This is a genomic window from Clostridiaceae bacterium (assembly GCA_012840395.1).
Classification (GTDB): Bacteria; Bacillota; Clostridia; order Acetivibrionales; family DULL01; genus DULL01.
The window spans coordinates 1-21,554 of record DULL01000107.1 but is presented as its reverse complement, the minus strand read 5'-3'; the positions used below and the strand labels follow the sequence as shown (position 1 = coordinate 21,554).

General features: G+C 36.2%; 15 protein-coding genes. 11 read left to right on the top strand and 4 right to left on the bottom strand.

The window, feature by feature from the left end; all coding sequences use genetic code 11:
* The first annotated feature begins 90 nt into the window (after window positions 1-90).
* A complete protein-coding gene (pgsA, locus tag GXX20_11595; protein ID HHW32293.1) occupies window positions 91-609 on the top strand; it encodes a CDP-diacylglycerol--glycerol-3-phosphate 3-phosphatidyltransferase in 519 nt (172 codons plus the stop codon).
* On the opposite strand, the gene GXX20_11590 is transcribed toward pgsA, so the two are convergent.
* Window positions 599-2,221, bottom strand: coding sequence for a peptide chain release factor 3 (locus GXX20_11590; GenBank protein ID HHW32292.1), 1,623 nt, complete (start codon window positions 2,219-2,221; stop codon window positions 599-601). The two genes, pgsA and GXX20_11590, sit on opposite strands and share 11 nt — an antisense overlap.
* A gap of 215 nt (window positions 2,222-2,436) precedes the next feature.
* On the opposite strand from GXX20_11590, the gene GXX20_11585 reads away from it, so the two are divergent.
* Window positions 2,437-3,468, top strand: a complete 1,032-nt coding sequence (locus GXX20_11585; protein ID HHW32291.1) for an amidohydrolase — start codon at window positions 2,437-2,439, stop codon at window positions 3,466-3,468.
* 72 nt (window positions 3,469-3,540) lie between these two features.
* On the opposite strand, the gene GXX20_11580 is transcribed toward GXX20_11585, so the two are convergent.
* From GXX20_11580 to GXX20_11570, 3 genes are all read right to left on the bottom strand, one after another.
* Window positions 3,541-4,767 (bottom strand): ROK family protein, encoded by a 1,227-nt coding sequence (locus tag GXX20_11580; protein HHW32290.1) that lies wholly within the window; start codon window positions 4,765-4,767, stop codon window positions 3,541-3,543.
* 150 nt (window positions 4,768-4,917) lie between these two features.
* A complete protein-coding gene (locus tag GXX20_11575) occupies window positions 4,918-5,847 on the bottom strand; it encodes a glycyl-radical enzyme activating protein (protein HHW32289.1) in 930 nt (309 codons plus the stop codon).
* A 113-nt stretch (window positions 5,848-5,960) separates the two neighbouring features.
* Window positions 5,961-8,195 carry a hypothetical protein gene (locus tag GXX20_11570; GenBank protein HHW32288.1) on the bottom strand — a complete coding sequence of 745 codons (2,235 nt, stop codon included), beginning with the start codon at window positions 8,193-8,195 and terminating at the stop codon, window positions 5,961-5,963.
* A 725-nt stretch (window positions 8,196-8,920) separates the two neighbouring features.
* Here GXX20_11570 and GXX20_11565 point away from each other — a divergent pair.
* The 9 genes from GXX20_11565 to GXX20_11525 all read left to right on the top strand — a co-directional run bounded on the left by GXX20_11565 (window position 8,921) and on the right by GXX20_11525 (window position 21,067).
* Entirely contained in the window at window positions 8,921-10,486 is a 1,566-nt protein-coding gene (locus GXX20_11565) for an ABC transporter substrate-binding protein (protein HHW32287.1), read from the top strand.
* Between the two features lie 131 nt (window positions 10,487-10,617).
* Window positions 10,618-11,583, top strand: a complete 966-nt coding sequence (locus GXX20_11560; GenBank protein HHW32286.1) for an ABC transporter permease — start codon at window positions 10,618-10,620, stop codon at window positions 11,581-11,583.
* A 12-nt stretch (window positions 11,584-11,595) separates the two neighbouring features.
* The gene (locus GXX20_11555; GenBank protein HHW32285.1) at window positions 11,596-12,507 is read left to right on the top strand and encodes an ABC transporter permease; all 912 of its coding nucleotides are present in this window, start codon (window positions 11,596-11,598) and stop codon (window positions 12,505-12,507) included.
* Window positions 12,508-12,541: 34 nt separating this feature from the next.
* The gene (locus tag GXX20_11550; protein ID HHW32284.1) at window positions 12,542-13,528 is read left to right on the top strand and encodes an ABC transporter ATP-binding protein; all 987 of its coding nucleotides are present in this window, start codon (window positions 12,542-12,544) and stop codon (window positions 13,526-13,528) included.
* Window positions 13,503-14,513, top strand: a complete 1,011-nt coding sequence (locus GXX20_11545) for an ABC transporter ATP-binding protein (GenBank protein ID HHW32283.1) — start codon at window positions 13,503-13,505, stop codon at window positions 14,511-14,513. Before GXX20_11550 ends, GXX20_11545 begins: the two co-directional genes overlap by 26 nt.
* Before the next feature lie 186 nt (window positions 14,514-14,699).
* The gene (locus tag GXX20_11540) at window positions 14,700-15,383 is read left to right on the top strand and encodes a cyclase family protein (GenBank protein ID HHW32282.1); all 684 of its coding nucleotides are present in this window, start codon (window positions 14,700-14,702) and stop codon (window positions 15,381-15,383) included.
* Window positions 15,384-15,559: 176 nt separating this feature from the next.
* Complete coding sequence (locus tag GXX20_11535) at window positions 15,560-16,831, top strand: M20/M25/M40 family metallo-hydrolase (protein ID HHW32281.1); 1,272 nt, start codon at window positions 15,560-15,562, stop codon at window positions 16,829-16,831.
* Between the two features lie 456 nt (window positions 16,832-17,287).
* On the top strand, window positions 17,288-18,787 hold the full coding sequence (locus GXX20_11530) for a hypothetical protein (protein HHW32280.1): 1,500 nt from the start codon (window positions 17,288-17,290) through the stop codon (window positions 18,785-18,787).
* 66 nt (window positions 18,788-18,853) lie between these two features.
* Window positions 18,854-21,067 (top strand): hypothetical protein, encoded by a 2,214-nt coding sequence (locus tag GXX20_11525; GenBank protein ID HHW32279.1) that lies wholly within the window; start codon window positions 18,854-18,856, stop codon window positions 21,065-21,067.
* Window positions 21,068-21,554: the final 487 nt, after the last annotated feature.

Genomic DNA, 21,554 nt, shown 5'->3' with positions numbered 1-21,554 from the left:
CCTTTTCTCCTGGAGCTTAAATAATTGTATGCCCCGTGTAAGCATCACACGGGTTTATTATTTTAATTAGAATAACTTGGTGGTGGAGAAATGAATGTTCCAAATATTTTAACTGCTATAAGATTGCTTTTGATACCTTCTTTTGCCTATTTTCTTTACATAGAGAGTTATAAAATAGCAATTTTGCTTTTTGCATTAAGCGGATTAACAGACATACTGGACGGTTATATTGCAAGAAGGTTCAACCTGGTAACATCCTGGGGGAAACTGGCAGATCCTTTGGCAGATAAACTGATGCAGATAGCAGCTCTTATTATTCTGACCATTCAGGGATATATTCCATTGTTTATTTTAATAACTGTTATCTTAAAAGAAATTATGATGGGAATAGGAAGTATTATACTATTAAAGAAGAAAAAATACGTTGTATCTGCCAATTGGTATGGAAAACTGGCCACATTTGTTTTTTTTATTGCAATAATTATGATAATGCTGGATATGCCTTACAGTAATTATCTGATTATAGCAGCTTTTGCATTTACTATTTTTGCCTTTATCAATTATGTTATTTCATATTTTAAGATTAGCTACAACAATGTTAAAATTTAAGCTGGACATATCTGCCAGGTGCAATATCTGCAAGGGAAAGTCCTTTATTGCGTTCTATTGCCCATTGTATTGACCAGTCATTTTCGAATAGGAGCACTTTTCTGTTAGAACGATCTTCAACAATCATAGTTGAACTTGTCAGATTAAGATTGTCTGGATCAATATTTTCATTTAAAATCCACCTGGCAAACCTGAATGGTAACTGCTGTATCCTTAAATCCACACCATATTCATATTTAAGCCTGTATTCCAAAACATCAAATTGAAGGACACCTACAACGCCAATTATAAAAACATCAACACCAATATCAATTTGTCTAAATACCTGAATGGCACCTTCCTGGGATAATTGAAGTATTCCTTTTTCAAACTGTTTTCTCTTCATTGAATCTTTTGCTGCAACCCGTGCAAAATGTTCCGGAGGGAAGGCTGGAATATCTTCAAAAAGCAAATCTGCCTTTTCTTCCGAAAGAGTATCTCCGATTCCGAAAATACCAGGATCATAAATACCAATAATATCTCCGGGATATGCTTCTTCCACGATGGTTCTTTCCTGAGCCATAAACTGTTGTGGCTGGGACAGCCTTATTTTCTTGCCGGACTGCACATGGAATACTTCCATACCGCGCTTAAATTGTCCTGAACATATTCTTATAAATGAAATCCTGTCCCTATGTGCAGGATTCATATTGGCCTGGATCTTAAAAACAAAACCTGTAAATTTGTTATCATCAGGCTCAACAATACCCGCAGATGAAGGCCTGCTTCCAGGACATGGAGCCAATTGCAGGAACTCAGCCAAAAATGGTTCAACTCCGAAATTGGTTATTGCACTTCCAAAGAAAATAGGTGTTAATTCTCCTTTAAGAATGCTATTTTTATCGAATTCATCTCCAGCAATGTCAAGAAGTTCAATATCATTACAGAGCTTTTTATGATAATGCTCTCCTAATAGCTCTGCAAATACCGGATCATCTACAGTTCCAATGGTAGATTCAACCAATGACTGGCCATGGTTTCCTCCGTGAAAAAGTTCAATATGGGATTTTTTTCTGTTATAGACTCCTTTAAAGTCACCATCGGTACCTATAGGCCAGTTCATAGGGTATGACTTAATTCCCAGAACCTGTTCGATTTCTTCAATTAATTCAAAAGGATCCTTGCTTGCTCTGTCCATTTTATTGATAAAAGTAAAAATGGGTATACCTCTCATTTTGCAGACATGGAATAATTTGATGGTCTGCTCCTCAATACCCTTTGCTCCGTCTATAAGCATAACAGCACTGTCTGCCGCCATGAGAGTACGGTAAGTATCCTCACTGAAATCCTGGTGGCCCGGAGTATCCAATATATTAATACAATAACCGTTATATTCAAATTGAAGCACACTGGAGGTAACAGAAATTCCTCTCTGCTTTTCTATTTCCATCCAGTCGGATACTGCAAATTTATTGGCTTTTCTAGACTTAACTGTTCCTGCCAGCCTTATGGCACCACCATAAAGCAGCAATTTTTCTGTTAATGTAGTTTTACCGGCGTCCGGATGAGATATTATTGCAAAAGTTCTTCTTCTTGTTACTTCTTTAGCTATAATGTTATTTATGTCTTTCATTATTCGCCCTCTCCGTAAAATTCATTCCTATATTTTATATTAAAGAATCTGAAACTGTCAATGAGGAGATATTGTTGATAATTTGACAAAAATAATAATAAGAAATATTATAATATTGGAATGACAGTATCCATGATTTTTTGATTAGTTTAATATTTACTAAAGCACCAGTTAGTATTTGCAAAAAATTTTAGAAAGTGAAGAGAGGAATGAAAATGAGTACTTTTGAAATTAAAGAAGTTGATAGAATTTTCTATGAAAAAGAGCTCAAGGATTTTTTACCGGGTAAAATAATTGACATACATACTCATGTACATACATTAAAGTACAGGGTACCGGTAGAAATAAAGCGCACAGTTGTATGGCCTTCGTTGGTGGCACCGGAGAATACCGGAGAGCAGATACAGGAAATGTATAAACTTATGTTTCCTGATAAAGAGGTCACTCCTTTAATGTTTGCAAGTATTAGGCGCGGTCAGGATTTTAAGAAGAATAATGACTACGTTGCAGAAGTTTCCAGGGAATATGGTTTCCCGGCTCTTTATTTTTCCAGACCTGAAGAAACTCCGGAAGAACTGGAGGCAAACTTAAAGGAAGGAAATTTTCTAGGGCTTAAGTCTTATCTTACATTAGCACCTGAATATATACCAGAAAAAGAAATAAGAATCTTTGACTTCTTTCCTAAATATCAATTTGAAGCTGCAAATAAAAATGGTTGGATTATTATGCTTCATATACCAAGGAATCAAAGATTAAAAGACAAAGTTAATCTTGCTCAGTTACTGGAAATAGATGAAAAATACCCTAATGCAAAAGTTATAGTTGCACACATCGGAAGAGCTTATGCTGACAGCGATGTGGGAGATGCCTTCGAAGTTCTTTCAGTTACAAAAAATCTTTATTTTGATTTTTCTGCAAATACTAATAAGAATATTATACAACAAGCAATTGAAACCTTCGGACCTAAGAGAGTATTGTTCGGTAGTGACGCTCCCATATGTAAAATGAGAATGAAGAGAATAGTTGAAAATGGTACTTATATTAACCTGGTTCCTAAGGGACTGTATGGCGATGAATCTCAAGACCCACATCTGAGAGGTGTTGAAGGACCTGAGGCCGATACGTTTACTTTTTTCATGTATGAGATACTACATGCTTTCAAGAGGGCGGCAATTGATTTAGGCCTTAGCAGAAGTGATATTGAGGATATTATGTATAATAATGCTAAGAAGATAATAGAAGCATAGGGACGGTTCTTGTGCTTCTGTTTTCGTCTACGCGTTTTCTGAGTGGGACAAGGGACCTGTCTTCTTGTCCCACTACATTATTTGAAGCACAAATTTATCCAGAAGTTTATTTAATACAAAAGCGCATATGCCTTTATGCAGTTCTTCTGTTTTAAGAGTAGCGATCTGTATATTAAAATCACGGCTAAATTTGCTAATAATCCGGCTCTTTGCTTCTTCCACTGCCACATCCAGCAGGAAGGAGTCGCCTTCAACCGGTGCACCAGAAATTATTATTTTATCGGGATCAAAACAGTTAAAAAGTGAAACAAGGCCTGCACCAAGGTATTCTCCTGCTTCGGAAAGTAATTCATGTACCTTCAGACTTCCGAGATTTCTGGCTTCAAAAAGAGTATTCATTGTTAGCGGCATATGCTTGTTTTCTACAAGATCAAAAAGAATATTGCATCTATTATCCTTTTCAAGCAATTTTTCAGCTTTTTTAAGAATATTGATTTCACCGCAATAGCACTCAAAACATCCTCTATTACCGCAATAGCACTCAACTCCATGAAGGTTTAGTGTCATATGCCCGGCTTCACCTGCAATACCATTACGTCCCATAATCATTTTACCGTCAAAAAAATTTACTATTCCTATACCAGGTGATAAGGTAATATATATAACATTTTTATCTTCAGGATTAATATAGCGCATTTCGTAAATTGCTTTTATCCGTGTAACATTTTCCAGATACACAGGGAGTTTTGTAGCAGCCTGAAGGGGAGAAGCCAAATTCATATTTTTCCAATTTTGTGAGGGTGCATTCACAATCTGTTTCTTGTTTACCATGCCAGGAATACTTAAGGCCACTGCGCAAAGCTTTGACTTTATATCTTCTTCCTGGCTTTCAATAAAACTGCTGACGGTATCAATAATACTTTTAAGGACCATCGTTATTGTGTTTGATTCATTTACATATAAATCTATATAATATTCCTTGGAATTTATTGGCTCACCTAGAAGACTACATACACTTAAAGATATATTTCCAATGTTTGATAGAGAAACAGCTATAATGTAATAAAGTTTTTCATTAAAATGAATAAAAGTTGCCTTGCGTCCAACAGGAGCATTATCCTGGCGACCTTCATAAACAAGATTTGCCGCAAGCAAATCATTGATTATATTTGTAACAGTAGCAGTACTTAGGTTTAATGCTGCTGCAATATTTACACGGGAAGTTTCACCGCACTTTATAATATAATCCAGTATTCTGCGTGCATTTTTTTGCTTTGCAGCAAGTATTGCCGGATTCATAACTAATCTCCTTTCAGAACAAACGAAGATGTAATAAATTAATATTATTACATGTTTATACATTATATTATATGTTATACAACTTACTATGCAAAGTATAACAATAAATAACATTATAGTGAGGTTTTGCAATAATTTTACTAAAATTTATTAAAGTTTTTCAGCAAATACTGTCACATCTTTTTTTACAAGAATATTTTTTAGAGATTCCACATATTCTTCTGTCTGAGGAGATAGGTCAGAAAGCTTATAGGTACCTACTCCTCCGTCGCGATAGGCTGTTTTATTTTCATATTTTGATTCAGCCAACTTGTTATATGGCAATAGCTCTACACGAATAATTTTATTTTCCAGGGTTCCTATAATAAAATTACCCAATGCTTCCATATCATCCGGATTGTCGGTATAACCTGGAATAAGAGGTACGCGGATAATTACTGAAGCTCCCAGGTCAATTATTTTTTTAAGATTAGCAAGTATAAGGCTGTTATCTACTCCGGTATATTCTTTATGCCTCACTGGATCCATTACCTTAACATCATAAAGAAATAAATCTGTATATGGCAGAACCTTCTCAAAATTTTCCCACGGTACATATCCACAAGTGTCAATAGTGGTGTGGATACCTAAATCTTTAAACATTTTTAATGTTTTTTTCAAAAAATTAGCATGTAACATGCATTCTCCACCGGAAAAGGTTACTCCTCCTCCAGACTGGTCGTAGAAAATTTTATCTTTCATTGCTTCGTTAACTACCATTTCGGGAGTATAAGGTCTTGCTATAAAAGATCTTGCTCCTGATTTACATACCGAAACACATTTTCCACATAGAGTGCATTCAGATTTTAGCAACATAAGGTCAGGTCCAATTTTATCACATACAGAGGCACAAGCACCGCAGCCAATACATTTCATCCGGTTTAATACCAAAGATTGATTAGGGCTGAAGGATTCAGGATTCTGACACCAAAGGCAGCGGAGTGGACAGCCCATGGTAAAAAAAGTGGTCCGTATTCCTGGCCCGTCATGTACTGCGAATTTTTTTATATCAAAAATAAGGACGGTATTTTGTTTATCCATTTTATTCCTCCTAAAGCTTCACAAAAAAGTTAATAAAGCCATAACTGCTGCTGATAACCACAGCAGCTATGGTTTTTTATTAAACAGCGTAAACTAATAAACAGCTCATTACGTTATAACGATAGGGTTGAACGTGCTATAATATGATCCTGGTATTTTTCCGGAAGAGCTATAAAATATGTGGAGAAGCCCCATACGCGGACAATTAAATCGCGATAGTTTTCCGGATGTTTTTTAGCATCTAGCAATACTTTGTTATCGAGTACATTTATTTGCACCTGCATGCCACCTAATTGACAATAGGTTTTCAACAATGCGATAAATTTTTCTTTTCCTTCATCAGTCTTAAGGGCAGAGGGATGGAATTTCAAGTCCAGAATAGCACCACCAGCACAGTTTGAAAAATCAATCTTACAGCATGATTTTATTATACCTGTAGGACCGTTTTTATCGCAGCCTAGTGAGGATGACAGATTATCGGAGAATGGTTCACGTGCTTTTCGGCCGTTTGCAGATGCACCAAGTGTCTGAGCTACAGAAATATATGCAAGAGCACTGGATATACGTGCACGGTAAGTCTGACCAAACTGGTTATGATGCTTTTTGACTTCTTGGGTATAATAGTCCACTATTTCACGGGCAATTAAATCAACTTCATCTATATCGTTGCCAAATTTAGGGAATTCATTTATAATTCTTTGCCTCAGTGGCTCATGACCTTCCCAGTTATTGCGTAAAATTTCAACAAATTCAGTTAAGGTATATTCTTTATTTTCATAAACTAACTTTTTAATGGCATACAATGCATCTGCAGCATCAGAAAGTGAAGACAGCTGGAAGTCAGTTTCATTATATTTGCAGCCGCCATTATCAAAATCTAAACCTTTTTCAAAACAGTCATCCATCATAGAGGAATAAAATGGGGAAGGTGAAAGCATGGCACGGTTGCAATAAGATGTAACCATATCAATATTATGTTTAATTTGTACTTTAAAGGCATTAAACAGTTTATCAAAAGTATCAAACCATTCCAAACGTCCGGTTTGCAAACCAAAACGGCCATTAATCGTACCAGTTGCGGTCTCGGCATTTGGTGTTCCCAGCATATATGCACCATCGTTAAGGGCCCATTCGAGTGCGCGCAGGCAGCAAATATTGCCAAGATTACGGTTGAAACTTTTTCCTTGAATTGTCATTTCCCAACAACCTGAGGCGGCATAGTCCCTGGCATCTTCCAAAGTATACTCAGGATGTTTCATGAAAGCTGGAATAATTGCATCGTCATTGTCGTAAGTAGGGAATCCCATTCCAAGGCTACTTAGATAAGCAGCTTTTTTCCATAAAGCTTCAGGAGTATTTTTGTGTACTCGAAGATGGACTTTAGGATCCGTAACACGCATATCACATTTTGCATCCAATATCATATATGTCAGATCGTTAGTTACATCTTCACCGGTTATTGGATCAATACCTCCAATTGTAACTGATTGGCCTGTATCACTGTTGAATTTTCCTGACTCACCATGAGTACGGTCTATTTCATAGTTTAATTTCATAAAGAATGCCTCAAGGATCTCGAATGCAAATTCTTTTGTAAGGATACCCGATTCAATATCTTTTTTATAGTATGGGTAAAGTATCTGATCTATACGACCGAGGGGTATAAGATAGCCACCTTCCACCCATATCAGGAATTGAATGAAGTACATAAGTTGAACTGCCTGCCAATATGTTTGGGGAGCTCCGATTTGTAATTGTTTTAAGTTATCAGAAATTGTATTAAGTTCATTTTTACGTACACTATCCGCTTCAACTTCTGCAAGCTCACGAACAAATATTTCATAGCGTTTAAGAAGTTTAATTGCAGCTCCATTTGCAATGATGACTGAACGGTAATAGTTTATTTTTTTCTCATCTGTAGCTTCTTTAAGTTTTTTTTGAGCTTCTTCAATTAAAGCAGGTATACCCATGGGAATTACACGGTAGTATGCAGGTATTGAACTGTTTGCAAGTCCGTAACCACGTTCATCCTGACCAAGGTTATAGCAGAAATCAAATGCATTATTGTATCCCTTAGTTTCAAAATTATGATTTCCTGTTTCCTTTTCATATTCTGTAATGTAGTCTGGCAGAGTATATACTGTTTTGCCACCACAAATCAAATCACCTTCCAACAGAAAAATGGGCATATTTTCAAGTGCCTTTTCAAAAGCAAGTGCTTTTCTGATTTCAAAGGGATATTTTTCTGTTTCAATGTTTAGAATAGATAGGCCTAAATTCTCTTTGCGATATTTTTTATGTTCTCCTGCAAAGAAAAGCTCTCTCAGGTTGTTAATCCGATTGGTCATTTTGGACACCTCTTTCAACATATAATTTATTGATTAAATTATATAAATGATTTTTAATATTGTCAATTACTGTTATTGTTATAAAAGGGAGCTTAAGTAATTAAATTAGTTTAATATAAATGTAGAAGTAGTACAAATAGATAATAGTGAATTATGCTATACAAAAGCATTATAAAGCATGAGAAAAATCAGGACCCTTAAAAATATATATAATGCACATGAATTATCATCTGTATTAATAAAAAAATAATTTATTATTTCATGAGAATTTTAATAATTATTATTAATTAAAAATCTATAAAACTCATCAATTTTTTAGCAAAATAAACAATTATTATGTTTATTTTAACAATAGTATAGTGGTTATTGACAATTAATATGGATCATGCTATAGTCTAAGTGTGATTTAGTTTAATAATTAAAGTAATTATTTTTTTTAAAATTAGGTAATTGTTGAACTTTGAAAACCAAATATTAAAATTTTATGCAATAATTTTGTTGTCATTCTTATATTAGTGTCATTGTTTTTTTGAACAATTCCTTTGTTACAGGCATGTTATGCATTATAAGAGATTAACAATGATAATTAGATTCATGTCATTTTTGATTTAATAAAATTCAAATTATATTGGAAGTAAGGCTAAATAGCCTGAACATCATAAACAAAATCTGATGTTAATTTCAGATGCATACATTTATAAATTCTATGAGGAGGTTTTACTTCTATGAGAATGAAAAAAATAGTTGCATTATTTCTTGCCTTAACTTTAGTTCTGACATTGTTCGCAGGTTGTGGACAAAAGTCAGAGAATACCGGCAAAACTACCGACACTCAAAAGTCTGACACTTCCAGCAGTACTAGTAGTAAATCTGAAGAAAAAACACTTGTTTACGGACTTGCTGGTGATATCGACGACTTTGATCCCTTCAGTAATCAGACACTTCGTTTCATAAAAACTTTAGGTTATAACTGCTATGAATCCCTACTGCACATCAATGAAAACATGCAATATGAAATGGACCTTGCTGAATCTTATGAACACCCTGATGATCTTACATACATATTTAAACTTCGTAAAGGAGTAAAATTCCATAACGGAAACACTATGACCGCTGAAGATGTTAAATTCTCCATAGAACGTGCAATAGATCCCAATGTAGGGTCCTGGCTTGGTGCCTACTTTACTCAGGTGAAATCCGTAGAAATTGTTGATGAAAACACTGTTAAGATAAATCTTTCTGAAGTATCGCCTGCATTTTTAGACGGTGTTTGCATGCTGAAAATAATAAACAAAGGAACAGAAGGCGCACTTAAACAAAAGCCTATAGGGACAGGACCTTTTAAGTTTATAAGCTGGGCTCCCAATGATAATATTACTCTTGAAAAATTTGCCGACTACTGGGATGCAAGTAAAGTAAAAATTGAAAAACTTATTTTAAAGCCTATACCTGACCAGACAGTAGCTATGACAAACCTGGAAGCAGGTTCAATCAACCTTTATGAAGACCTGTCCATAGCAAATGCTATTGCAGCTGGAGCTAAAGACAATATTAAGGTACTTACAAGTAAAACTTCCAACTCGACAGCATTGTTTGAAGTAGGCCTGCACAATGTTCCAGCTTTCAGCGATCCAAAAGTAATGGCAGCAATATGCCATGCTCTTGATAAAGAAACAATCAATAAAGAAGTATACAATAATATGGCAAAAGTAATATGGAGTCCCTTCCCATCAGGAGCAAAATACTTTGTAAATCTTGAAGGAAATACTTTTGATCTGGAAAAAGCAAAAGCATTGTTAAATGAAACACAGTATAAAGATGGTTTTGAATTCAAACTAACTGTTATGGCTGGTGACACAATGGGCGAGCAAATTGCGGTAATCTGGCAAGCAGCACTTGCTCAAATTGGTGTTAATTTAAAGATCAATATTGTTGAATTTTCTGTATGGCTTGAGGAATATTTGGATCGTTCTTATGATATGATCCTAAACCAGTATCCAATGGCGGGTACAGATCCTTCAACTTACTGCAATCAGATTATTTACCCGCTCTTATCCTACCAGGCAGCTAATATACCAGGTTTAGGAGATTTCATCAATCAAGGTAAGACAGAGAGTAATGACGCAAAACGTGCGGAGATTTACAAGAAGATTCAGGAACTGATTTTTGAGTATAAGCCAGTTATTAGCATTGTTGAAGCTCCATTGGTTTATGGTGCAACAGTAAACTTAAAAGGAGTTGAAATTAACCCAGTTGGCCATACATTCTTAAAGAATGCCACATTGGAGTAGTTAATGATATATGAAGAATTGCGATATATAATGAAGGCTTAAATTAAAAGCTATATAAGCTATATAAGTCGCTGGGAGTCTGGCAGTTTAAGCCTGCCGGACTCTCATAATTAATGCGGAGGTGGCAGCTAGTGCATCGTTCCTCAGTGCTGAAATACATTATAAAAAGGGCTGCAATGGCAGTAATAGTACTTTTACTTGTTACAGTAATTATTTTTATAGCAATACGTCTTGCGCCTGGAGATCCGATTAAAAATCAGTTAGGACCATACGGGGAAGCGAGTGAAGAAAGAATTGAAGCAATAAAAAGGCAGCTTGGACTTGATAAATCCTATGTAATGCAGTATTTACTTTGGCTGAAAAGTTGTTTTCAGGGTAATTTTGGACTTTCTCTCAGAAATGGGCAGCCTGTAATCGAGGTAATAATGCAAAAGATACCTGTAAGTCTTGAATTAATAACTGTTTCATTGATTTTTGCCTTGTTGCTCGCCATTCCTTTGGGTATATTAGCAGCCATAAAAAAGGATTCTGTATTTGACCAGTTGGTTAGTATTTTTTCTACCAGTTTTTTAGCTTTTCCTACTTTTGGTGTAGGATTAATTCTAATGATTATATTTGCTGTAAAGTTAAAAATTCTACCAGCTAATGGCTATATTCCATTTTCTGAAAATCCAGCAATGAATATAAAATTATTAACAATGCCTGCATTATCTTTAGGCTTATTTGAGCTCGCAAACTTCGTGCGGTTTATCCGTTCAGATACATTGGAAGTTATAAACTCAAACTACATACGGACTGCTAAAGCTAAAGGTCTGCCAAAAAGTAAGGTTTACTTCAAGCATGCATTCAAAAATATTTTGGTTACACTGATAACAGTTGTAGGACTGGAATTTGGTACTCTTTTAGGAGGCACAATAATTGTTGAGCAACTTTTTGGATGGTCTGGCCTGGGTTGGCTTATATATCAGTCAGTTGGAAACAGGGATTATCCTGTTGTACAAACAGCAGTTCTTTTCATTGCCGTAGCTTTTGTTATCATAAACACAATTATCGATATCCTGTATGCCGCTATTGATCCCAGAATCAAGCTGGAATAGGAGGGAATGAAAATGAACGTTAAGGTGAATGTTTCAAATAGTAATAATGACGTAAATTTAAATAGAAAAAAGAATAGAAGCAATATTAGTAAAAAGAATAATGGGTTTAAAATAAGAAAAATTAAGTTTACTACACTTTTTTCAAGCATAATACTTTTTATTGTTTTATTAATGGCTTTATTTCCTCAATATCTTACAAGTTATGACCCATTGGAGCTAGACATGCCAAATAAATTACAGGGTCCCAGCGCAGACCACTGGCTTGGTACTGATGAATATGGACGGGATATAATGGCCCGTATTATATATGGAGCACGTAATACCATGTATGTAGGCTTAGGTTCCTCCATTCTGGCTGCACTGATTGGCATACCTCTTGGGTTGATAGCCGGCTATTTTGGCGGCATAGTTGATAGTATTATCATGAGAATTTTAGATGCATTTCAATCTTTTCCTTCCATGTTGCTGGCAATTTTGCTTATCACAATTTTTGAACCTTCACCGACAGCACTGGTTATTACAATATCTGTTGTAAATTTTGCCCGTTTTTCAAGAATAGTAAGGGGAAATGTTCTCTCTTTAAAGGAAAGGGAGTTTGTTGAAGCAAACAAAGCTTTTGGAGCCAAAACACCTTATATTTTATTCCGGACTATATTGCCTAACTGTATATCTTCAATTACTGTACAATTCTCTCTTTTAACTGCAACAGCTATTCTTATAGAGGCAGGAATGAGTTTTATCGGACTTGGAATACAACCTCCAAAACCAGCGTGGGGTTCAATGCTTTTTTATGCTAATAAGTATCTGAATAATACTGTTTGGTATGCAATTGCGCCTACTGCTACTATTTTTCTGGTAGTACTCAGCATTAATTTGTTCGGGGATGCTATGAGAGACTGGTTCGACCCTATGAAGCTGAAATAGGAGCAACCCTACAATCATAAAGAGAGGTGGAAATATGTCAGAAAAAGTACTTGAAGTTATTGACCTGCAAACCTATTTTTATTCGAGCAAAGGTGTTGCAAAAGCGGTTGACAAGGTCAGCTATAGTCTGAATAGAGGAGAGATACTAGGTGTAGTAGGCGAATCAGGATGTGGAAAAAGTGTTACTGCTCTATCTATTTTACGCCTTATAGCATCTCCACCAGGGAAAATAATCGGAGGAAAAATACTTTTTGAGGGTAAAAATCTGCTGGAGCTTACTGAAAAAGAAATGGAGCTTATCAGGGGCAATAAAATATCTTTGATATTTCAAGAGGCATTGACTTCATTGAACCCTCTTTTTACTGTGGGTGAACAGATTATGGAGCCTTTAATGCTGCACCGTGGCCTTAACAAAAGAGAAGCCCGCCTGGAAGCAATAAAAATGCTTGAACAGGTTGGTATACCATTGCCTGAAAAACGTTTTAGTGATTATCCAAATTCCATGTCAGGGGGTATGAGGCAACGGGTAATGATTGCAATGGCACTTTCCTGCAGACCTAAAGTACTAATAGCAGATGAACCTACAACTGCACTGGACGTTACAATTCAAGCACAAATACTTGATTTAATGAAAAAAATGCGTGATGAACTGGGTACAGCAATTATTATGATTACCCATGATTTGGGAGTTGTAGCCGAGATGTGTGACAAAGCTGCTGTAATGTACTGTGGTTCGGTAGTTGAGGAAGGGCCTGTTAAAGAAATATTTAAGAATCCTAAGCATCCGTATACTATTGGACTTATGGAATCCATTCCAAAGCTTAACGAGTCTAAAGAAGAATTATATAACATAAAAGGCACTGTACCTAAACTTATAAACCTGCCAAAGGGCTGCAGGTTTGCAGACAGGTGTGATAATTGCAGGGATATCTGCAAAATGGATATGCCTCCAGAAGTAAGTATATCAGATATGCATAAAGTTCGTTGTTACCTATATGGAGGTGACGTCAATGAAAAGTGAAGAGTTAATCAGAGTTGAAAATGTAAAAAAATACTTTCCTACAAAACAAGGATTCAAGACACTATATGTAAAGGCTGTGGATGGAGTATCATTTTCAATTAATAAAGGAGAAACCCTTGGCCTTGTAGGCGAATCTGGCTGCGGAAAATCTACTATAGGAAGAGTTATTCTTAAACTTATTGAAAAAACAGATGGTAATATTTATTTTAAAGGTAAGGATATATATACTTTGGACAAAAATGAAATGATCCGTCTTCGCAAACATATGCAGATTATTTTCCAGGATCCATATGCATCGTTAAATCCTAAGCTAAAAGTAAGAAGTATAATTGAAGAACCACTAAGATTCCATAATATACGTGATAAAAAGGCACGGCGAGAAATGGTAGATTATGTGTTATCAACTGTAGGTCTTGATCCTGATGTTGGGGAACGATATCCCCACGAGTTTTCCGGAGGTCAGCAGCAGCGTATTGGAATCGCCCGTGCACTCGTTCTGAATCCTGAATTTATAGTATGTGATGAAGCAGTATCAGCTCTGGATGTTTCTGTACAGGCACAGGTTCTTAATTTGCTTCAAAGCTTGAAAAAAGAGTTCCAGCTTACTTATCTGTTTATTTCCCATAATCTTTCGGTTATTAAACATGTATGTGACCGAATAGCGGTTATGTACCTGGGTAAGATAGTTGAATTGGCAAGCAAGGAGCAGATATTTAGTAACCCTGTACATCCCTATACAAGAGCACTTATTTCTGCCATACCCATACCGGATCCGGAACAGAAAAGGTGCAGGATTATTTTAGAGGGCGATATTCCTAATCCTCTTAATCCTCCTGAAGGATGCCGTTTCAATACACGATGCTATGAATGTGGAGATAATTGTGCTCATGATGAACCAGGATTGATAGAAGTTGAAGAAGGACATTTTGTTGCATGCCATAAAGCCAAATTAAAAAGCAATAAATGTGAAGCTGCAAATAGATGAAACTGTAAATAAGGTTATTATAACTAGGCATAAGATTACTCACTGAAAGGATACCAAATCTGTATCTGCTATCTTTAATAGAGGAGGAAATCTTGCCGCTTTGTTATAAATAGCCATTAAAATAACTTTATATAATAGATTTATTAATAAATAATTAGAATTCAAAAAAACCAAGGGGGTTATTTTATGAGCAAAATAATTGATATTACAGGAATTATTGAAGAGGGTATGTGGAATTATGAAGAGCCTTTTCCAAAGATAAAAATCAAGCCATTGCCTCCAGTTCCATGGGTAAAGGGAGATGTTTACTGCGAGATTTTTGAAGGGCTTCATTCACAGACAGGCACATATCTTGAGACACCTGCCCACTTTTATGGAAACGACAAATCTTATCTCTTAATTGATGTGCCAGTAGAAAAATTAGTTAATGTGCCATGTGTAGTACTTAATCTGGGAATGTGGGATAAAGATATGTCAAAAGGCAGAAGGCCAATTACTGTTGCTGATCTTGAAGCATGTCCCAATGCTAAGGACATAAGAGAAGGAGATGCTATTTTAATTGGAACTGGCTGGGGACGTTACTGGATGGATGAGGATTACTTAAATGGTAGCCCTTATATGACAAAAGAAGCAATGGAATGGCTTATTGCTAAAAAACCATTTATTCTTGGCGGCGACACTGCCAGATGGGAAAACTTGGAAAAACCTGAAGGATTCTTCCCTGCATTCTATGCGGCAAATATTTTAATGGCTGGACCTTTTGTAAACCTTGAAAAAGTGGGAACAAAGCGCTGCAAGCTGACTGTTCTGCCGCTTAAGGTAACAAGGACAAGTTGTGCCCCTGCTCGTGCAATAATAATTGAAGATTAGACAATGTTTGCTTGCAAAACTTAGTATTATATGAAAAAATATAAATAAGCTTATTATAGGTTTTTGCATATTATCCTATAAATTGACACAAAGATTAAATAAGTTAATGGATTAATTTACTCAGCATTATTTATACTTGATAAACAATTATTATATTGAGAACAAGGGGTGCACAAATGAAGGAACTTGAAAAAAAAGTGCTTGATTATGTAGATGAACATAAGGATGAGTTATTTGGACTTCTTTCAAAATTAATCCAGTTTGACTCTCAAAACTTTATAACCCATGGAAGGGAGCTAGAATGCCAGAAGTATATAAAGAAGCTTTATGAAGATCTTGGTCTTGAAACCGAAATGTATTCAGTAGATGACATACCAGGCATAAAAGAACACCCTGGCTATCTTCCCGGACGGGGTATGGAAAACCGGCCAAATGTTACAGGTGTTCTGTATGGCGAAGACAGGGACAGCATGATTATGCTGGCAGCACATACTGATACTATGCCGGTAGGAGATATAAACAGCTGGACTGTTGATCCTTTCGGTGGAGTAATAAAAGACGGGCGGATTTATGGTTTGGGCTCAGGTGACAACAAATTTGGCATTGCAAGTTCATACTTTGCATTAAAGACTTTACAGGATTGCGGTATAAAGCTTAAAAAGAGTGTCGCTCTTACAGCTTATGCTGATGAAGAATACGGCGGAGGAGACGGGGCTCTTGGTGCATGTCTTAAATATCCCTGTGAAACCTATGTGAATCTGGATGGGGGAAATTATGAGCTGTGGATTGCGGCTCTTGGAGGCGGCGGATTTGAAATAAATGTTAAAACCCGTTTCACAACCGATACAGTTGAACCGGTAATTGACGCCCTTGTAATGATCAAAGAAAAGTTAAAACCCTTTGCAGCCCGAAGAAGAGAAGAATTGCACAAAAATCCGCTATTTACCGGCTCTGATATGGAACGTTCTGCATTCCGCTTAATGGAATTTGGAGGAGGAAGTTTTGGTTCTAATCTTGATAAGGGCAGATTAAGATTTGTAATATATACAGATAAGACTAAAGAAGAAATAATGACAGAACTGGATGAAATCCTTGAAGACATCCGTCATGAACTGGATAAGCGTAATATGGAAACTGATGGTTTTAAACACACGACAAGATTTTTCATTTACCAGGAAACAAATGATAAATATGGGGCTGCAACAGAAATGAAAAAGGCTGCTGAAGAAGTTTGCGGACATAAAATCAAGGCTTGTGGTGCCTGTCTGTCAGACCTTTCTGTATTTTTGCCTTACGGAAGCGAAAGCAGCTTTAACTTTGGAATAATTCGCGATTTTTCACTGTATGGTGGTGCCCATCAGCCTGACGAATATATAGAATGTGACCAGTTTGTGAACATTACTAAGTCAGTTTTACTCTTCCTGTTACGCCATTGCGGTGTTGCATAAGGCTGAAAAAGAAATAATTTTGTTACAAAGAACTTCCTGAATTTATATTTGGGAAGTTCTTTGACTTTATTTTGGATTTATACTATCTATAGTTCATTGAAAATTACATGCAACAGTAAATGAAATAAAAAATTGACAACTAAATTAGGTCCCTTACCAAGTACAATCAGTGTTCTCATGAGGAATAAGGATGAGTGAATACAACAATTAACTACCCTCTGCATTTGCTCAGATAAATAGTCAAGAAGGGCTTAAGGTTGATATTATATTTACACCTATAATTATAGATGATTTTTACTTATAGGTGTTGCATTTAATATTGCAATTTATAATATACTACTATAAAGATATTTAAAATGGAAATAATTGACAAATAATACTTAAAATGATATAAAGAAATTACATGATAATAAAACGTAATATGATATTATAAGTTCAATAAGAAGTGGAGGAATATTGTTTATAGCAAGAAATACCGGTCCCATATGGGCAGCAGTTGATAATATTAAAATAGATGATTTTGCCAAGATAGTATACAGCAAACCCGGTACGGGATATATTTATCATACTTTAACAAACGCGAGTTCGTTTGCTGGTCAATCCTTTAAAGCTATAGGCAAAGAAATAACAGAAGCTTCAATTTGGTTAATGTCTGATACCGAAGAAACAATAATCTTGCAGATATTGTCCGGCAGTATTAATGGAACTGTAATTGGAGAAGTGTTAATACAAGGCGGCAAAGCCGGGAAAGTAACCGGACGTTTTGATCAGCCTGTCAATGTTGTAGTCGGAGAAACTTACTTCTTAAAAGTAAAATCGCCTGCAAGCACCTGGGTTCAGGTTCAAAGACAAAGTCCCAATAATGAAGATGTAGGTTATTATGAACAAGGAACCTCTAATTATGATATGGCATTGGAGCTGAAATATAAACTATTTGATTCTGCACTTTCCTACGCTGCCATAAATGAACCTTTTAATTATGTATACAGTAATTACTATGCCATATCATCCTTCAAAGCCTTGGATAATTTAATAAAAGAAGTATCGTTATGGCTTTATGAGGGCAATGATGACACCCTTTCTGTCGACATAATTTCCCAGAGTGTTAATGGAAAAGTTATTGCTACCGGAAGTATTCCAGCCGGAGATGCTGGAAAAAGAAAGGTTATTTTCAACAAGCAGATATATCTTGAAAAAGATTTAACTTATTACATTAAGGTTGGCACAGGTGCACCAGGAACTACCTCTGGTTCTGTTGCGGCAACCGAGCCAACAGAAGAAATACTGGGTTATACAGAAAATGGTATCAGCGAAAAAGACATGGCTTTTGAAATTATATTTACTCAATGGTTAGGACCCCTTTCGGATCCTTTTGAAGAAAATCTTGAATTGGAGCCAGGCTATGAGGAAAGTGTAAACTATGCCTTAAGTCAAAAGATTGATGTATGGGGAGAAGAATTAATTACCAGCCCTGAAGGGCCTACCTATGAAAATATAAAAGACTATTTGAAACCACTTATGTTAACTGGAACATTTCTTACAGATTCCGGTGTATATTATATACCATTTGGAAGACCAATGTCAGCAAGCGGAGGAGGGCCTGTTGCCCTGCATGTCGCTGATGGAAGCCAGATTATTTCCAACAGATATAACAGTCGAAAGATGACAGTTTATGTGGGTGTTCAGGGAAATGAAAGGTTCGGCAGGGCATTGGCCAGACTTAATGAGCCTGTACTGGACGGGGGATATTACCCTATACTTAAGACTGTATATGAAGACTCCCGTGGTGTTAAATATATGCAGGAATCTTTTGCAGATTATATTCCAGAAACAAATTCTCTTGTAAGCTTTGTGAAAATAATAATTAATAAAAACAATACAGAAATTGAAAATGTCAATGTTAAGTTTGATTTAAGTGATACAGGATTATCTATTCAGGGCAATAAACTTATCTAGGATGGAAACACATACCTGGTCTTTGGAGAAGGGGCTAATTATAATGGAACAGAATTAACATATACCGTGGATTTATCAGATGGAACGGATAAAACAATCTTTGTTGCAAGGCTTAATGATCCTGGTACTTGTGGGGATTTTATCCTTAATGCGGAAAGATATGAAACAGAAAAGGCAGAATTAAAACAGTATTGGGATACAAAGCTGAATAATGGCACGGTTGTTTCAGTGCCTGAAGAAATAGTAATGAATGCAATGAAAAATCTCCTGATACAAAACCTTTATTTGGGTTGGAGATATAGCGTTGGAAATGCTTATGAAGATTTTTACCAGCCTGAAGGGAACGATACTGCAAAAGTATTGGGATGGTACGGCTTTACTGATGAGCAAAAATCCATACAAAACAGTCTGATTGGAATGTCAAAAGGACCAGGACCTGCAACCTATGAAAACTGGGAGTGGGGTGAAAAGCTTTCCCATGCAGCCCAGTATTATTTCCTTACCAAGGATGCTTCATTAATAAATGCTAACAAGAATACATTGGTTTCATATATGCAGGATATGAAAGAACAAATTACCGCAGATCCATATAATTTACTTGAAAAACAGAGATATTCGGGAGATATTCCTGATTATGACTATAATTTCCATCATCAAGCTGTTGCCTGGAGAGGTATGCGAGATTTATCCGAGATTTTTAGAATTCTTGGAGATAACGATTTATATGAGACTTATTCAGCAGAAGCAAATATATTAAAAACTGCCTTGCTTAATGCTGTAGACCAATCCAAAGCTGAACTGGAAGACGGGGCAATATTTGTTCCTACACGGCTCCTTAATACTAATGCGCAGCCCTATGATCCGATTACAGAAACGAGGATCGGATCCTATTGGAATCTGGTGACGCCTTATGGATTTGTTTCAGGCATTATAGATTATGATTCACAATTTATGGATGGTATACACAAATATATGAAAGATTACGGATCATGGCTGCTGGGACTTGTCAGATTTAATTACTATCCTGTTGAAATTGGATCTTATAAAAGCGGAGGACTGCCAGGATATAAAACTCCGGGAGTTGATAATGTTTATGGATTGTCTCATACGCAACTCATGGCAGAAAGAGATGACGCAGACAGACTTGTACTAGCTTTATACGGAAAACTAGCCCATGGAATGACAAGAGGTACATTTATTAGCGGAGAAGGAGATACAATTGGAGTATATCCTGGTGAATACTACAGAACATTCTATTTACCGCCCTGTTCAGCCAACAATGCGCTTTTCCTGCAAATTTTAAGGTTGATGCTTATAAGAGAATCTGTGGACGAAAACGGGATTCCGGAAAATCTATACCTTGCCTATGCAACACCACGAGGATGGCTTGAGGATGGCAAGGAAATAGAAATTCAAAATATGCCCACATTCTTTGGGCCCGTATCATATACTTTAACTTCACATTTAAATGAAAATTACATTGATGCATCGGTGACTATTCCTGACAGAGATCCAATAAGCAACATTTATTTAAAGGTTAGAGTTCCAGTAGGCTACACAATTAAAAATGTTACAATAAATGGACTTCCCTGGAATAATTATAATGCAGAAAAAGAGATAATAGACCTGACAGGAAAAACTGGAGAATTAAATATTAAGATAAATTACAGAACAGGCGAACCAGTATCTGATTCTGAAGCAGTGAAGGCAGATAAGGAAGGATTGACAGAAGAACTCATCAAAGGAAACAATACAGATCTTGACAATGTAACTGAAGACCTTAACCTTATAACCAGCATACCCAATGGGGAAGGCTGTATTATTAACTGGACTTCCAGTAATGAAGAAGTTATCGCTTCTGATGGAAGGGTAACAAGACATGCTGAAGGAGATGAAGTTGTTACTTTAACAGCAACCATTACGAAAGGTTCTGCAAGCGATACAAAAGAATTTATAGTCACGGTAAAACAGAGAGAGAAAGAATACATTCTTGAAATAAGTGCTGAAAGTACCGGAGGTGCAGGATACATCCGTACAATAACCATAAGCGGAACCAAAGCCGATGACATAGCCGGCAAGTACCTTGTTGTTCAGTTTACAGAGGGAACAGATGTTAATGCAAAAGTAACAGTGATAATGATGTCAGCTTTGAGTCAGGAAGCCACAGTATCATACCAAATTGCAGGTACAAAGGTTGAAGCTTGGCTTACAAGCGGAATGCCTGATCTGGTAGGAGAAAACATGGGTGTTACAGTCTATGCTCATGCCAGCACAAACTGAGGAAGCAGAGGGACGGTTCTCCTGCTTCCAACGGTCTTAGAAGCAAGAGAACCGCCCCCTCACAAAGAAAACAGTGAAGAAGGTACAGTGTGCAGAAAATTACGTCAGTCTGTCGGGAAAAGATATAGTATTTGCATCATTGGACAATGCAGCCGTACCGGAGCAGCAAAGATGCTGGCAATTCCTGTGCAGATTATTTTGAAGTAAGAGATTAAAATTTACAAGGAACTTCTGAATTCATATATAGGGGGTTCCTTTTTTGAGTTGTTTTTATTTTACTGATAAGTATTGTATAATTAATTTGCATATACTTTAATATTAATTTTAATTTAAAAAGTAATATGTTATAATAACATTTTTGATTAAGTCTATATAATGGTGTAAAAAGAAGTTGAGCCAAAGCTCATACCTCGGTTAGAATATAAGTACCATCAAATACCAAACCGAGGAGGATGAACCATGGCTCAGTTTAATATTACAATAACCG

Coding starts and splice junctions, on each gene's coding strand:
- GXX20_11565 (HHW32287.1), top strand. CDS start 8,921: ATGAGAATGAAAAAAATAGTTGCATTATTTCTTGCCTTAACTTTAGTT.
- GXX20_11580 (HHW32290.1), bottom strand. CDS start 4,767: ATGAATCCGGCAATACTTGCTGCAAAGCAAAAAAATGCACGCAGAATA.
- GXX20_11550 (HHW32284.1), top strand. CDS start 12,542: ATGTCAGAAAAAGTACTTGAAGTTATTGACCTGCAAACCTATTTTTAT.
- GXX20_11535 (HHW32281.1), top strand. CDS start 15,560: ATGAAGGAACTTGAAAAAAAAGTGCTTGATTATGTAGATGAACATAAG.
- GXX20_11540 (HHW32282.1), top strand. CDS start 14,700: ATGAGCAAAATAATTGATATTACAGGAATTATTGAAGAGGGTATGTGG.
- GXX20_11585 (HHW32291.1), top strand. CDS start 2,437: ATGAGTACTTTTGAAATTAAAGAAGTTGATAGAATTTTCTATGAAAAA.
- GXX20_11570 (HHW32288.1), bottom strand. CDS start 8,195: ATGACCAATCGGATTAACAACCTGAGAGAGCTTTTCTTTGCAGGAGAA.
- GXX20_11545 (HHW32283.1), top strand. CDS start 13,503: ATGGAGGTGACGTCAATGAAAAGTGAAGAGTTAATCAGAGTTGAAAAT.
- GXX20_11590 (HHW32292.1), bottom strand. CDS start 2,221: ATGAAAGACATAAATAACATTATAGCTAAAGAAGTAACAAGAAGAAGA.
- GXX20_11575 (HHW32289.1), bottom strand. CDS start 5,847: ATGGATAAACAAAATACCGTCCTTATTTTTGATATAAAAAAATTCGCA.
- pgsA (HHW32293.1), top strand. CDS start 91: ATGAATGTTCCAAATATTTTAACTGCTATAAGATTGCTTTTGATACCT.
- GXX20_11555 (HHW32285.1), top strand. CDS start 11,596: ATGAACGTTAAGGTGAATGTTTCAAATAGTAATAATGACGTAAATTTA.